The sequence below is a fragment of the Novosphingobium sp. genome (genome assembly GCF_965229225.1).
Lineage (GTDB): Bacteria > Pseudomonadota > Alphaproteobacteria > Sphingomonadales > Sphingomonadaceae > Novosphingobium.
The window spans coordinates 1830242-1843713 of the sequence record NZ_OZ245867.1 but is presented as its reverse complement, the minus strand read 5'-3'; the positions used below and the strand labels follow the sequence as shown (position 1 = coordinate 1843713).

14 protein-coding genes are annotated in these 13472 nt (G+C 65.2%); 3 read left to right on the top strand and 11 right to left on the bottom strand.

Annotated features, from left to right (window positions below):
• The first annotated feature begins 3 nt into the window (after positions 1-3).
• Together ACO06X_RS08380 and ACO06X_RS08375 are read left to right on the top strand one after the other, a co-directional pair.
• Positions 4-564: a hypothetical protein gene (locus ACO06X_RS08380; protein WP_421839465.1), complete on the top strand. Its 561-nt coding sequence runs from the start codon at positions 4-6 to the stop codon at positions 562-564.
• A complete protein-coding gene (locus ACO06X_RS08375) occupies positions 561-2036 on the top strand; it encodes a PepSY-associated TM helix domain-containing protein (RefSeq protein ID WP_421839464.1) in 1476 nt (491 codons plus the stop codon). The genes ACO06X_RS08380 and ACO06X_RS08375 overlap by 4 nt, the downstream gene beginning before the upstream one ends.
• 317 nt (positions 2037-2353) lie before the next feature.
• Here the strand turns inward: ACO06X_RS08375 and ACO06X_RS08370 are convergent, their stop codons facing one another.
• The 3 genes from ACO06X_RS08370 to ACO06X_RS08360 form a co-directional block, all read right to left on the bottom strand.
• Positions 2354-3124 carry an SDR family oxidoreductase gene (locus ACO06X_RS08370; RefSeq protein WP_421839463.1) on the bottom strand — a complete coding sequence of 257 codons (771 nt, stop codon included), beginning with the start codon at positions 3122-3124 and terminating at the stop codon, positions 2354-2356.
• 138 nt (positions 3125-3262) lie between these two features.
• The gene (locus tag ACO06X_RS08365) at positions 3263-3727 is read right to left on the bottom strand and encodes a DUF4437 domain-containing protein (RefSeq protein ID WP_421839462.1); all 465 of its coding nucleotides are present in this window, start codon (positions 3725-3727) and stop codon (positions 3263-3265) included.
• A 35-nt stretch (positions 3728-3762) separates the two neighbouring features.
• Positions 3763-4620 carry an alpha/beta fold hydrolase gene (locus tag ACO06X_RS08360; RefSeq protein ID WP_421839461.1) on the bottom strand — a complete coding sequence of 286 codons (858 nt, stop codon included), beginning with the start codon at positions 4618-4620 and terminating at the stop codon, positions 3763-3765.
• Positions 4621-4744: 124 nt separating this feature from the next.
• Between ACO06X_RS08360 and ACO06X_RS08355 the strand changes: the two genes are divergently transcribed.
• Positions 4745-5650 carry a LysR family transcriptional regulator gene (locus ACO06X_RS08355; protein ID WP_421839460.1) on the top strand — a complete coding sequence of 302 codons (906 nt, stop codon included), beginning with the start codon at positions 4745-4747 and terminating at the stop codon, positions 5648-5650.
• Here ACO06X_RS08355 and ACO06X_RS08350 read toward each other — a convergent pair.
• From ACO06X_RS08350 to ACO06X_RS08315, 8 genes are all read right to left on the bottom strand, one after another.
• Entirely contained in the window at positions 5647-7413 is a 1767-nt protein-coding gene (locus ACO06X_RS08350; RefSeq protein ID WP_421839459.1) for an acetyltransferase, read from the bottom strand. The genes ACO06X_RS08355 and ACO06X_RS08350 overlap by 4 nt on opposite strands.
• Positions 7410-7943, bottom strand: a complete 534-nt coding sequence (locus ACO06X_RS08345) for a GNAT family N-acetyltransferase (RefSeq protein WP_421839458.1) — start codon at positions 7941-7943, stop codon at positions 7410-7412. The genes ACO06X_RS08350 and ACO06X_RS08345 overlap by 4 nt, the downstream gene beginning before the upstream one ends.
• Positions 7940-8698, bottom strand: coding sequence for an anti-sigma factor family protein (locus ACO06X_RS08340; protein WP_421839457.1), 759 nt, complete (start codon positions 8696-8698; stop codon positions 7940-7942). Before ACO06X_RS08340 ends, ACO06X_RS08345 begins: the two co-directional genes overlap by 4 nt.
• The gene (locus tag ACO06X_RS08335; protein WP_421839456.1) at positions 8695-9276 is read right to left on the bottom strand and encodes a sigma-70 family RNA polymerase sigma factor; all 582 of its coding nucleotides are present in this window, start codon (positions 9274-9276) and stop codon (positions 8695-8697) included. The genes ACO06X_RS08340 and ACO06X_RS08335 overlap by 4 nt, the downstream gene beginning before the upstream one ends.
• 15 nt (positions 9277-9291) lie before the next feature.
• Positions 9292-9621 (bottom strand): c-type cytochrome, encoded by a 330-nt coding sequence (locus ACO06X_RS08330; RefSeq protein ID WP_421839455.1) that lies wholly within the window; start codon positions 9619-9621, stop codon positions 9292-9294.
• Positions 9622-9756: 135 nt separating this feature from the next.
• Positions 9757-10707 (bottom strand): metallophosphoesterase family protein, encoded by a 951-nt coding sequence (locus ACO06X_RS08325; RefSeq protein ID WP_421839454.1) that lies wholly within the window; start codon positions 10705-10707, stop codon positions 9757-9759.
• A 506-nt stretch (positions 10708-11213) separates the two neighbouring features.
• The gene (locus tag ACO06X_RS08320) at positions 11214-12407 is read right to left on the bottom strand and encodes an IS91 family transposase (RefSeq protein ID WP_421837549.1); all 1194 of its coding nucleotides are present in this window, start codon (positions 12405-12407) and stop codon (positions 11214-11216) included.
• Between the two features lie 4 nt (positions 12408-12411).
• Positions 12412-13317 carry a tyrosine-type recombinase/integrase gene (locus ACO06X_RS08315; protein ID WP_421837548.1) on the bottom strand — a complete coding sequence of 302 codons (906 nt, stop codon included), beginning with the start codon at positions 13315-13317 and terminating at the stop codon, positions 12412-12414.
• Positions 13318-13472 lie beyond the last annotated feature (155 nt).

Sequence of the window (13472 nt, the reverse complement as noted above, 5' to 3'; positions counted from 1 at the left end):
GCGGTGGCAGGCGAAGCGCTGGTGCTTCCGCTCGGCTGGGCCCTGGCGGCTCTGGCGCTCGGCCTCGTGCGGCTTGGCTGGAGCATCAGCCGCGGCATCGCGCTGACCGGCTGGGCAATCGGCACCGCAACTGTCGCCATGCTGGGCGCTCACTCCGGGGTTTGGGGGATCGCGACCGGATTCGTCGTGGGCATCGTTGCCGCGCTGGCTCTCGTCCTGCATGCAGCTGCGCGGTCCGCACATAGGGCACCGCGACGGGAACTGCGAAAGTCGGCTTTGCCCGCTGGCCGCGAAGATATCTCGCTCGCACGCCGCCTTGCGGTCTTCGTGCTGGTCGTCCCCGGCGCGTTCTGTGCAGCATTGTGGCTCGCCTATGCCAGTCAGGCCCTGTTGCGCGGAGGCGGGCCGCCAAGTGCAGACAGCGTTGCGTTCACCCTTTTTGTCGCGCCGGTGATCTGGGCGCTGCTGATTGTCTGGCAGATGCTCGAACCCGGCCCGGTCCGGATGCTCCGTCCGCTCGCGCTGACCGTAGCAGCCGGACTCGCGCTGTGGAGCCTTGCATGAACGCCGAAGGACAGCAAAAGTCCAGCCTCGCGCAGCGGGCCCTTGCCGCACACGGCGCGATCGCCTTGCTGGCATCGGCGCTGCTCTACATCATCGCGCTCAGCGGCACGCTCGTTGTCGTGGCCCCGCAGTTGCAGCGCTGGGAGCAGCCTGCTGCCCCGGAGCAAAGAGCCATCAGCCCTGCAGCCGTCCAGTCCGCGATAGCCGCCGCACTGGCGCGTGATGCGGGCAAATCGCCAAGTACGTTCCTCTATGTGCGTCTGCCTGACGAGGACCTCCCGCGCACCACGGTAACGACGGATCACGCCTCCTGGTACGTCGATGGCGCAGGCCAGCCGATAGCCCCCGAAGCGAACGCCTGGACCGAGTTTCTCCTTGCGCTGCATATCAACCTGACTTTGCCGGTAACCTGGGGCATGCTCGTTGTTGGCGGCATCGGCGTGGCCCTTGCCGCGATCACGCTGACCGGCGTGCTCGCGCTTCCGAAGATTATCCGCGACGCGTTTCGGCTGCGCGCGCGCCATGATCCGTGGATCGCGCGTGCCGACTGGCACAACCGGCTGGGCACCTGGACCTTGCCCTTTGCCCTGACCATCGCCTTGACCGGCGCGGTGATCGGCCTCGGGTCCGCAAGCGTTGCGCTGCTTGCCCGCAGCGATGCAGGCGGCAACTTACTGGCAATTTACGGCCTGATCTTCGGCGAGGAACCGCGAGAAGATCCGGTGCCCGCGCCGCTCGCAAACACCGCGCGGGCGCTGGCAATCCTGACCGCGCGCATTCCGAACGTGCGGCCGACGTTTGTCATCATCGATCATCCCGGCACGCGGGGGCAGGGGATCCAGATCCTCGCCGAACATCCCCGCCGCCTGATTTACGGCGAATCCTATCGCTTCAATGCTGCGGGCGACTACCTCGGGAAGGTCGGTCTGTCCGACGGAGAAGTGGGCCGCCAAGCCCTTGCATCGATCTATCGCCTGCACTTCGGCACGTTCGCCGGGCTTCCGGTGGCGCTTGCCTATGTCGCGATGGGCCTTGCGCTGTGCGCCATCACTGCGACCGGAACCACGCTGTGGCTGCGCAAGCGTGAACGGGCGGGTTATAGCGTCACGCGGCTTGCCGCAGGCTGGAAGACCGTGGTCTGGGGAACTCCGCTTGTGCTGGTGTTCGCGCTATGGGCACGCTGGCTTGTGGGTCCGGATGTGCCGCTGGCCATGCTGTTCTGGTTGACGCTGGCTGCAATGATAGGTGGTATGATAGCCTGGCCACGCGTTGCCTGCGACCATGCATTGCGGATTGCCCTGGCCACTGCGCTCGGATGCACAGGGGCAGCACATCTTGTGGTTTCAGGCCTGGGCCCCAGCCCACTCCTGATCGTGAACCTAGCTCTTCTGATGACGGCAACGGTTGTCGCGGCCAGCGCGAAACGCGGGGTCGGACAAACCGAGCCGCAATCCTGTGATCCAACAGATTAGCAGGCAGCGCGCATTTCGTCCTGGCTGGGCGATCAGCAGGCTTGACTGCAGCCAACCTCGGCCACTGCTGGTGCTGGAACCTCGCAAGTCGATTGTCGACATAGGCTCACGCGTGATGATGGGACTTTCCAATTGTGCATCGTCGGTGCCGGGATCGTCAGCTCAGGCCGCCAGCGGACGTTCACCCAACGGCACCGGAATGTCGCATTCTGGTCGCGTGCTGCCGGAAGCGGAACGCCGCATTGTGGGACTTTTCAGTCATTCGCACCATGTCAAACTTCGGCAGGTATCTACCCTAATCCAGTCATCTGTCCTTTTTATATCATCTTGGTCTCGCCGCCATCGACCCGAAGCGCGATCCCGGTCATCCAGCGGGCTCGCGGTGAGACAAGGAATGCAATCGCCTCGGCGATATCTTCCGGTTCTCCCAACCGAGCAATCCCCGTCCGGGCCATGAAGCCAGCCATAGCGGAGGCAGGATTGGTCCCGTCGACGGCGGCAAGCTGCCGGAACATCGCGCGGCGCCTGTCGGTCAGCACCGCGCCGGGGAGGAGGCTGTTGACCTGTATGCCGTCAAGCAATCCGCGCTCAGCGAAGGCCTTGGCGAGCGCGATGATTGCCGCATTGATGACGCCGACCGCGGCAAATTCGGGCTTGGGCGCAAGAGCAGACGCGCCTGAAGTGATGACGACTGACCCGCTGGCAGCCTTGAGTGCATCCCACGCGGCGAGGGTCATGCGGCGTGCCGCGTGGAACTTGAGCGAAAGGCCATCATCCCAATCGCCATCGCTGAGCGCGAAGAGATCCTTCTGCGGTACGGCCCCCGCGACGCAGATCAGAGCATCGAGCCGCGCGGTTTCTCGAAGTACGCTGCGCACCACTTCGGCGGGCGCATCGGGCCGACGCAGATCGCGGGTAATGCTGATCGCAGCCGCGCCCGCCTCGCGCACGGCGGCTGCCGTCTCCTCCAGCAATGCAAGATCACGGCCGACAAACGCAACCTGGTCGAAATCGCGCGCCAGCCGCAAGGCGACAGCTCGGCCAATCCCGCGGCTGGCCCCCGTAACGAGGGCAACGCGCGCACTCATTGCTGACCCCGCATTGGAGGAAGTAGCAGCAATGCGATCGCGGGGCGGCGCAGGCGCGAACTCATCATGTCGGGTAAACCTTGGCAGGATAGGGGGTCAGCCGACGGCCCAGCAAGGCCACCGGCCGGTCTCAAGGGCTTACTGGACTGGGACGTAGTCGAACTTGCCCGGCTGGATGATGAAGAACACGCAGGGTTCCTTGGAAAGGCACTGGGTGACGTGCGCTTCCTCGCCCTTCTGGAACCAGTAGGATCCGGCCGGCAGCGGGATGATCTTGCCGCCGGGCAACTGGTTTGCGCCGATCCCCATAATCACCACCGCGAAGTAATCCTCGGTGTGGGTGTGAACGGGGCTGACGAAGCCCGCCGGCATGTGAATGAAGGTGCCGTGGCGGCCGTGTTGCAGATCGCCGTAGGCAGGGCCAGCCTGAAGCTCGCCCTTCTCTGTCTTCACGCCCGAGTTGAAGAACGAGATCTGGTCGGCAGGAATGCTGACAGACGGGCCTTCGTGCGCAGGATGGGCAGCATCCTGAGCGGTGGCGAATCCGGCGCAGCCGATGGCGAGCGCCATGGCGGCAGCGGCGAGCAGTGACTTCTTGAACATGGACTTTCTCCGAATGGGTTTGGGCGTACGGTGGCTCAGCGCGCAAACGCGCGAATAATCTCGCCCGCTACCTGCGGGGCGTTCTCGTCGAGCACGAAGTGGCCGCTATCCAGCCAGACCAGTTCGGCCTCCGGGAGATCCTGGCGGAAGGCTTCGGCGCCCGCCGGGGTGAAGAATGGATCATTGCGGCCCCAGACGATCAGCGTCTGCGGCGCATACGCGCGGAATGCGGCATGCCAGCTTTCGTAAGCGACCACGTTGGTCTGATAATCGACCAGCAGATTCAGCATATTGGCATCGGTGCCCGGTCGATCGAGCAGCGCTTGATCGTGCGTCCAGTTGTCCGGACTGATGGCAGCCACGTTGCGTGCGCCGACGAGGTACTGGAACTGCGTCGTCCCGGCTGCGAGGAACATGCGGGCGCCCGCTTCGGTCTCCGCGTTGCGTTCTTCCCACAACGGCAGGAACACCTTGGCGGCTGGCTCGCCAACACCCTCGAGATAGGCATTTGTGTTCTGGATCACGAAGCCGCGCACGGCCTCAGGACGGTCGGTGAACAGGCGGAAACCGACCGGGCCGCCGAAATCCTGCATATAGAGGACGTAGGAGGTGAGGCCGAGTTGGTCGATCAGCCCCGCGACATGCGTGGTGAGGTTGTCGAAGGTGTAGTCGAACTCGCGGGCCGAGGGCGCGTCGGACTGGCCGAAGCCGATGTAGTCCGGCGCGATCACGTGGAACCGGTCCGCCAGCAGCGGGATCAGGTTGCGGAACATGAAGCTCGACGTGGGGAAGCCGTGGAGCAGCACGATCGTCGGCAGCGCAGGGTTCCCGGCTTCGCGGTAGAACATCCGGCGGCCATTCACGGCCGTGTAGTTGTAGGTGATCTGGGTCATGATTGCGATCCTTGTCAGGGCGGACACCGGGGCCGGTGCCAGCGTCGACGCCGACCTAGATCCTTCCGTTATTGCGGAGTATTCGCTATGATCGGGAAGTTATCTCCCGCTGAATGGAAGGTTTATGGACCGCTTCGAGGCTCTTCGCACGCTGATCGCGGCCGTCGACGGCGGCAGCCTCTCCGCCGCCTCACGCATGCTTCGCATGCCGCTGTCGACGGTGAGCCGGAAGATTTCCGAGCTGGAGGACCACCTCACCACGCAGATCCTCGTGCGCACGCCGCGAAAGCTGCTGCTGACCGATGCGGGCGAAACTTTCGTACACACCGTCCGGCGCCTGCTTGCCGAGCTGGACGAGGCCGAGCGCGCCGCTGCGGGTGAGTATCGTGAGCCGCTAGGCGAACTGCTCGTCACCGCACCGATCGCCTTCGGAAAGCTGCATATCCTGCCCATCGTGCTCGAATTCCTGCGCGACTATCCCAAGGTCGACGTGCGGCTCGTGCTGGCGGACAAGATCATCGATCTTGTCGACAACCATGTCGATGTCGCCGCCCGGCTGGGGCGTCTGCCTGATAGCGGGCTGATCGGGATGCGGGTTGGCGAGGTGCGCTGGATCACCGTTGCCAGCCCCCACTACCTGGCGCGGCGCGGTACGCCCGAAACCCCGGCGGCGCTTGTCGATCACGATTGTCTTGCTTTCGAGGGGCTCCACACCTCGCGCAGCTGGCGCTTCGCCGGGGATGCCGACGGCAGCGCGCTCGCCATCAATCCGCGGCTCGGCGTCAACACCGCCGATGCACTGGTCGAGGCGGCGCGCAACGGGCTCGGCATCGCGCGGATGACTTCCTACCAGGCCGCTACCGCGCTGCGCGACGGGCAGCTGATGGAAATCCTGAAGCCCTTCGTCGGCGATCCGATCCCGGTGCACCTTGTCCACACCGGGCCACCGCTCGTGCCGCTCAAGCTGCGCGCCTTTCTCGATTTCGCAGCACCCCGGCTTCGCGCATCGATTGGCGCCCTGCCGCGCTAGATTTGGCGCAGGGCCGCGATTGCAGAAAGATCGCGCGCAGTCGCATCAGGTCGGGGTGAGAGCGTCTCTTCGGTCACGCCCAGACGATTGATCCATGCGGTGCGGTAGCCATACCACTTGGCGCCCAGCGCATCCCAGCCACCGAAGGCGACAAACCCGATCTTGTCGCGCGGCAGCCCGAAATGCCCTTCAGCCATGGCATAGGCCCGCGGCGAAGGCTTGAACGCGCGGACCTGATCCGTGCTAAGTGGCGCATCCATCCACTGGTCAAGCCGGTTGGCGCGCATGTTGGAAAGCAGCATGTCGGGGCCAAGGTTGGAGAGGAAGGCTAGGCGCACGCCAGACTTGTGCAGCGCCTCGAGCGTGGCTGCCGTGTCAGGCCAAGCGGGAAGCCTGCCGTAGACCGCGACGAGAGCCTGCCGCTGCTGGGGCGTGAGGTCGATGCCCATGGCCTGCGCGCTGAAGTCCAGCGCCGCATCCGCGATTGCGGAAAAGCCGCTGTAGCGACCCGCCGACGTTTCGAGCCAGGACAGGGCGAACAGCTTGTTTGCCCAGGCCGCTGCCAGCTGCGCTCCCTTCTCCGGCACGAGCTGGGCCACAGCGGCGCCGACCGGGCGGGGATCGAGCAGTGTGAATCCATCGAACGCCAGCGCCTTGATGGCAGGCCGTGGGCCGGTCGCTGCGCCCAGTCCTTGTGCGGCGGCACGACTGCCCAGCGCCGCTGCAGAAAGGAGAGAAAGCAGCGCACCGCGCCGCGCGAGGGAGGGCAATTTCATCAGGGAGGCTCCAGCCAATATGGGGGGACACACCCACTTTCGCACGGGCTTCGCCAAAAGTTTCAGAAACTTGGAGAATCCGCGCAGGGCATTGCGCGCGATGCCTTTTGGCTGGAGCACCTTGCACAGCAGGATATTGATGTGACCGGGTGGCCAATCCGCAATCTCCGCCACGCGTTCAAAGCCTGCGCTTTCGTAAAACGCAGGCGCCTGAAAGCTGTAGCTCGTGACAAAGACCTGCTCCAAGCTGCGGCGCTTCGCTCCGTCGGTGAACGCGGCCAGCAGCCTGCGGCCATGCCCCCGCCCGCGCAGGTGCTCTGCTACCCACAGCTGCTTGATTTCCGCACACCCCGCCCAGCTATGGCCGGCGCACGCGGCAGCGATGCGCCCTTCATCGTCGCGGATGACATAGGCAAGGCCGCGCGCATCGTCGCGCCCGGTCATCATCCGGTTGTGCGCGTAGAGGTGATCCTCAAGTGCATCGATCTCTGCCAACGCAAGATCGTGTTCGGCAAGCGGCTCTGCTGCCGCACCTGCCCGCCCCGGTCTGTCCAGCCGGAGAAACAGTAACGGATAGCGCCGCCCCTGTTCATCCAGCTCGGACCGCCCCGTCCGGCGAAACCCGAGCCGCTCATAAAAGCCGACTGCCCGCCCGTTCTGTTCATTGACAGTGGCGGTCAGGACCGGTGCAGGCGAAAGTGCGAGCGCATGGTTCAGCAGTGCCCTCCCAATGCCGCATCCGTGATGCGCCGGATGCACGAACAAGGCTTCCATCGCCGCATCGACAATCTGCATGAACGCGATCGCCTGGTCGTGCTCGTCTACCGCGAACCACAGCGGTGGATCGGGCAGCCAGTGCTGTACCTCGTGATCGATCGCATCGCGGTCCGCTGCGGAGAGGAAGTCATGAGTTGCATCGACTGCCGCGCGCCAGATCTCGACGACGCGGGCGCCGTCGGCGGGACCGGCGCGGCGGATGGTGATCACGCGGCAGCGACCCGGGCAATGTGCATCCGCATCGCGCAGCGTCGCTCGCTGTGTAGTCCCGCAGCCAGCTCATTCCGCAGGATGTCCTGCAGACGGGCGTCGCAATCCTCGGGCGAGAGCACCATGAAGCCCAGACGCCGATACATCGGCTCATTCCACGCCACGCCGACGAAGGTGGACAGCGTCAGCGCCTGCAGACCCTGCTCGCGCGCGAATGCAGCGGCCTCTCCGATCATCGCTCGACCAATGCCCCGGCGTTGCTGGTCCTGACGGACCGATAGCTCCCAGATGTGCAGCGCGTCTTCCGTTTGTTGTGCCGCGAGAAAGCCGGCCAATGATCCGTCCTCAGCTTCAGCGACCCAGCAGGCGCCGCCTGCGATCAGTTCGAGATGGCGCTGCGGCGGGATATTGTCGCCATCGGCGATCCAGGCAAGTTCGGGAACGGTGCGAAAAAGCTCGCCCGCCGATTGCTCGATGGGGGGAAGCAGCGGGACATCGGCAGGCACGGTCGGCCGGATAGAGATCGTCATTTCCTCGACTCTTCGGCAAAGATGCGATGAAAGTTACTGAGCTCGCTGGCAGGAATGTCGGATACGGCCCAGTATTCGAGGCCCCCCGCATTCCACGTCTCGATCGCGTAACCCTGCCGGGCCAGCGCCGCATCACGTGCACCGGCCGGTTGGGGCCGGATGAAGAGATTGATGGTGTGGAGCCGGCGCTTGAACACCAGCGTGGCGACTGTCCGGCCTTCCAGGACATCGAGCCTGCCCCCGACTAGCGGAAACCCTTGCGGGGCGAGATCGACGACCGGCGGCGAGAAATCGATCCGGCCATTGAACCACGGCTTGACCGTGTGCCGATCCGATGTCGCAACATCGACCAGGTGGCCGCTCTGGAGCGAGCGGATCTGGCTGCTGATCACTTCGTCGGCAAGGATCGGCGCGGTTGCCGTGGGCACCGCCAGCAAAAGCGCAAGACTGGCCGCAAGCGCACCGATCGCACCTCCACCCAGCCACGGCATGACACCGGGGCGCGGCCGCTGCCGTGCAGGCGATACCGCTTCACCCGCCAGTGCCTCGATCCGTGCACGCAAGTGGGCTGGCGCAGTGCTGTGCAGCCCTGACCCGCGCAGGGCGCGGCGCAATTGCTTGGCTTTGGCATAGGCCTCGCGGCATCCCGCGCAGCCTCTCAGGTGGTCTTCGAGTGCGGCGGTGGCCAGCGGGTCGAGCTCATCATCGAGCATCGCCTGCAGGGCAAGCTCACGGTCCTGGCAAGGCTGTGTCATGCCTCTCCTCGCTTTCTGTCCGGCGTATCCCCATCGAGCAGCAACACGCCGAGCATCTGCCGTGCCCGCGCCAGCCGCGACATGACCGTGCCGATTGGCGCCTCCGTCACTGCGGCGATGTCGCGATAAGGCAGTTCCTCGAGCTCGCGCAGCACCAGGGCTTCGCGAAACGGCTCCGGAAGGGCTTCGATCATCTGCCGCAGTTCGGCCATCTCCGCGAGCTTGTGCTGATCATCTGGTGCCGCGAGTTCGGCCAGTTCGTCATCCGAGCCGGTCGATGCCGCCCGCGTGTGCGCCCGCGCCCAGTCATGATGGCAATTGCGCAGAATGGCGAAAAGCCACGCCCGGGAATCGCCGCGGCACTGATCGATTGCCTTGAGCGCGCGCTCGAACGCATCCTGAACGATATCTTCAGCGGCGCCATCATCGCGGCACAGAAACCGGGCGTAGCGCCACGCGCTGTCGAGATGGGGCAGGATCAGCGACGCGAACCGGGCCGCCTGACCGTGCCCCGCATCGCGCGGCCGGTCGCGGCTGAAAGTCAGCGTGAGCCAGGGGGATCGTCGCCAGCGGGTCATCGCTATGCCTTGTGCTCACTTCTGCTGCGCAAGGTAAGCAATGATATCTGCCCGATCCTGCGGCTTGACGACCGAGAAATACATCTTCGTACTCGGCACCAGTTTTTGCGGGTTGGTCAGCCATTTGTCGAGATTGGCAGGCGTCCACACCAGACCGGACTTCCGCAGCGCCGCGGAATAGGCGTAGTCGGGCACGGACCCTGCCGCCCTCCCGACCACACCGCGATGGCGCGGGCCGACATCGTTTTCGCCGAGCGAGTGGCAGCCCATGCAGGACTGATAGAGCCGTGCCCCGTTGACAGCATTGCCGCCCGGAATTGCGGCGGCCGGCTTCCTGTCAAGCATGGCTTGGTGGCGCGCAGGGCGGGCAGGTCCGGTTCCAGCCGAAGCGCTGCCTGCCAGCACTGCAAGCGCGGTGACAAGAAGCAGGGATCGCGGCCTTGGCGCACATCGTTGCATAAACATGATCACGGTTCCGGTTCAGGCCAGCGCGGCATCGAGAATGGCGATGGGGGTGTCGCTCGCGGCAAAGCGCAGCGTGGAAACGCCGATCTGCGAGCGCAATTGTTCTGGCGCGACGACCAGCGGTCCCGGCCCGGGCCCGACACCGGGCGCAGGCTGCGGATAGGCAGTCGAGCGGGCGGCGTGAAAGCTCATGTGTCCTTCGAGCTTGCGCTGGACCTGATGCACATGGCCATTGAGCGCGGTGACCGAACCGAAGCGGCCGAGCAGTGCGAGCGCGGTTGCCCCATCCTCGGTGCCCCAGCCCCAATCGGGATACAGCGCCCACAGCGGAAAGTGCGAGAGCACGACAATGGGGGTTGAGGATGAGAGACCTGCAAGGTCCGCCTTGAGCCACGCGAGTTGGTCCGCGCCCAGAGTACCCATGCCTTTGCTGCCGAGCTGGACCACGTTCACCAGAGCGACGAAATGCACGCCTTTGACATCGAAGCTGTACCAGCCGTTGCCTTTTGCCTCCGGCGCAAAACGCGCGATGTAGGGCCGTGGATCGTTGCCATCGACCAGATCGTGTTCGCCCGGCACGAAATGGATCGGCAGCCCGATCTCTCCCAGCACCTGCTGTGCGAGATCAAACTGTTCGGGCTTCGCGAGGTGGCTGATATCACCAGTGTGCACCACGAAATCGGGCTGGACGGGCAGGGCCCGGACCTTCGCCACGGTTTCACGCAGCGTTGCCACGGGATCGGGATTGGCAGCCTTGGCAAAGCCGATGTGGGTATCGCTGATCTGCAGGAACGTGAAGGGCGCGGTCGCCACGCCGGGCTCCTTCCCCAAGGGCACGGCGGCAATGGCTTGATCGAGCGTCAGCGATGCGGCGATCCCGCCGCTCAGCGCATAGAGCGCGCCGGTCCCGGACCAACCCAGACATTTCAAGGCCTGGCGTCGTCCAAGCAGCGAGCTATCCGTCACCACGTGCAATCTCCTTCAAGGGTTTTCAAAGGAGAGACTGGCGATGAAAGGCCTTTATTCCCCGAGATACGTGAAAATTGTTCGCCATCGGGTCAGAAGCAGTCAATTCTGCCTCAATGCTCGAGCCCGGATTGATGCCATTGGAACGAACCTCATGGCAGCTTTTTTCAGACACGGACGTTCAAGGTGCGATGTGGGACAGACAGGATTTGCGAAGGGTTTCGGGCGCTTGCGTACGAAAGCCTCCAGTGCAGGAACCCGCGGGCCCCGGGCGCTGGTCTATGGGTAAAGCTACTTTGGGATGGTCCTTGTGGGTGAGCGCTGCCGGTCCGGCAGTGCTCCGGGCGACCTGATCGAAGTGATTTTGGGCGGTGTCACATGGCTCCTGGCGTTGGTTTGGCCGGCCGATATGCCCTTAGCCCAAGGTAGTCCTGGGACAGGCATGCGCTGGACCATCGGCCAGGACGCTATAGGCGCAACCGTCGTGCAGGCTGAGCCATGCCGGATCATGGCGCATTCTCCCGGAGAGGCGGTGCCGATGACGGCGGCGCACGGGGCTGGCACCACCGGGCGAAGGACTCGATGATGGTCATGTGCCCGCCGCAGCATGGACAGGGCGGGCGATGATCGGGAGGTTCGTCGGGTTCGGGTTCCTCGGCTGGCGCCGCCACGCCCAGCAGCCTGCGGGCGAGCGCCATGGTGTCCTTGTGGGTTGAACTGGCGAGCAGACCGTAATGCCGGATGCGGTGGAAGCCGCGCGGCAGGACGTGGAGCAGGAAGCGGCGGATGAACTCGTCGGTCGCCAGCGTCATGACCTGCTGCCGTTCGGCCCCGTCGCGGCGATAGTCCTTGTAGCGGAACGTCACACCGCCCTCGTCGAAGGCGATGAGCCGCCGGTTCGAGATGGCAACGCGGTGGGTATAGCGCGCAAGATAGGCCAGCACCGCCTCCGGCCCGGCGAAGGGCGGCTTGGCATAGACCACCCAGCGCTTCTTACGGATGGGCGAGAGATGGCGCAGGAAGGCCTTGCGGGCGGCAAGGTGGGCCTGAGCGCCGAAGAAGCCCAGCTTGCCGGCATCGAACAAGGCCAGCAGGCGCGTGAGGAACAAGCGGCGGAACAACGCTCCCAGCACGCGGGCCGGCAGCAGGAAGGCTGGCCGCGAGGAGATCCACCGCGAGCCGTCCGGAGCGATCCCGCCGCCGGGCACGATCATGTGCACGTGCGGGTGGTGGGTCAGTGCCGATCCCCACGTGTGCAAGACGGCAGTGATGCCGATCCGCGCGCCGAGGTGCCTGGGATCGGCGGCGATGGTCAGCATCGTGTCGGCCGCCGCGCGGAACAGCAGGTCATAGACCGCCGCCTTGTTCTGCCACGCGATATCCGCGACCCCGGCAGGCACGGTGAACACGACGTGGAAGTAGCCGACCGGCAGCAGATCGGCCTCGCGCGCGGCCAGCCAGGTGCGCGCGGCGGCGCCCTGACACTTGGGACAATGCCGGTTGCGGCACGAGTTATAGGCGATCCGCCAGTGCCCGCAGTCGTCGCAGGCCTCGACATGACCGCCCAGGGCAGCGGTGCGGCAGGTCTCGATCGCCGTCATGACCTTGAGCTGGCCGAGGCTGAGATGCCCGGCATGGGCTGCGCGATAAGCGGGCCCGGCGCTGCGGAAGATATCGGCGACCTCGAGTGAGGAGCGCACCGGTTCAGCCCGGGGGCGCTCTGCCCTCCATCACGGCTACGATCTGGTCGAGCGGGCTGGTCACCGCCCGCATGGTCTTGCTCGAGACCTGGGCGTAGATGCCGGTCGTGTTGATGTTCACGTGTCCCAGCAGGACCTGGATGACGCGAATATCGACGCCCTGCTCGAGCAGGTGAGTGGCGAACGAGTGCCGCAAGGTGTGCGGGCTTACCCGCTTGCGGATCTCGGCACGCTCGGCCGCCTCCTGCACCACGCGGTGCAACTGGCGAGCCGAGACCGGATCCGTGCCGCTGCGGCCGGGGAACAGCCAGCCATGGGGCAGCATCACGCCGCGCCGCTTGCCTTCGCGCCACCACTGCCGGAGCAGGTCGAGCAGATGCGGTGAGAGCATGGCATTGCGGTCCTTGCGCCCCTTGCCCTGCTCGACACGGATCAGCATCCGGGTGCTGTCGATGTCATCGACCTTGAGGTGGGCAACCTCCGAGACCCGCAGACCCGCGCCATAGGCCACGCTGAGCGCTGCCTTGTACTTGATGCCTGGCGCCGCCTCGAGCAGCCGCGCGGTCTCCTCGACGCTCAGGACCACCCGCAACTTGGGCGCGACGTGAATGACGACAAGCCCCAGCGCCATCTCCGGCCGCCTCAGGGTGATACCGAAGAGGAACCGCAGCGCCGACACGGCCCCATTGATGGTCGCGGGACCAACGGCACGTTCATGCTGATCGAGCTGGAAGCGCCGGAGATCTTCGAGGGTGGCCGTATCGGGGGGCTGACCAAGAAAAGCAGCGAAGCGCCGGACGTGGCGGATGTAATCCTTCTGCGTGTGCTCCCCAAGCCCACGCATTTGCATATCCTGCAGCATCCGCTGGCGCAGCGATGCGTTCGGGGCGGCGGTCGTGACAGCATCCATCGTGAGTTCCTTTGCGTTGAAGGAACTCCACGGTCGCAAGGCGACCCTGCCGCTCGCAAAGCCTGAACAATACTACGCTACATCACCCCAAGCGACCCTCCCGCGCAGCGGGTTCGTGCTCTGGTCGCAAGCGGCCGTGCAAACGAGAGGGTCGA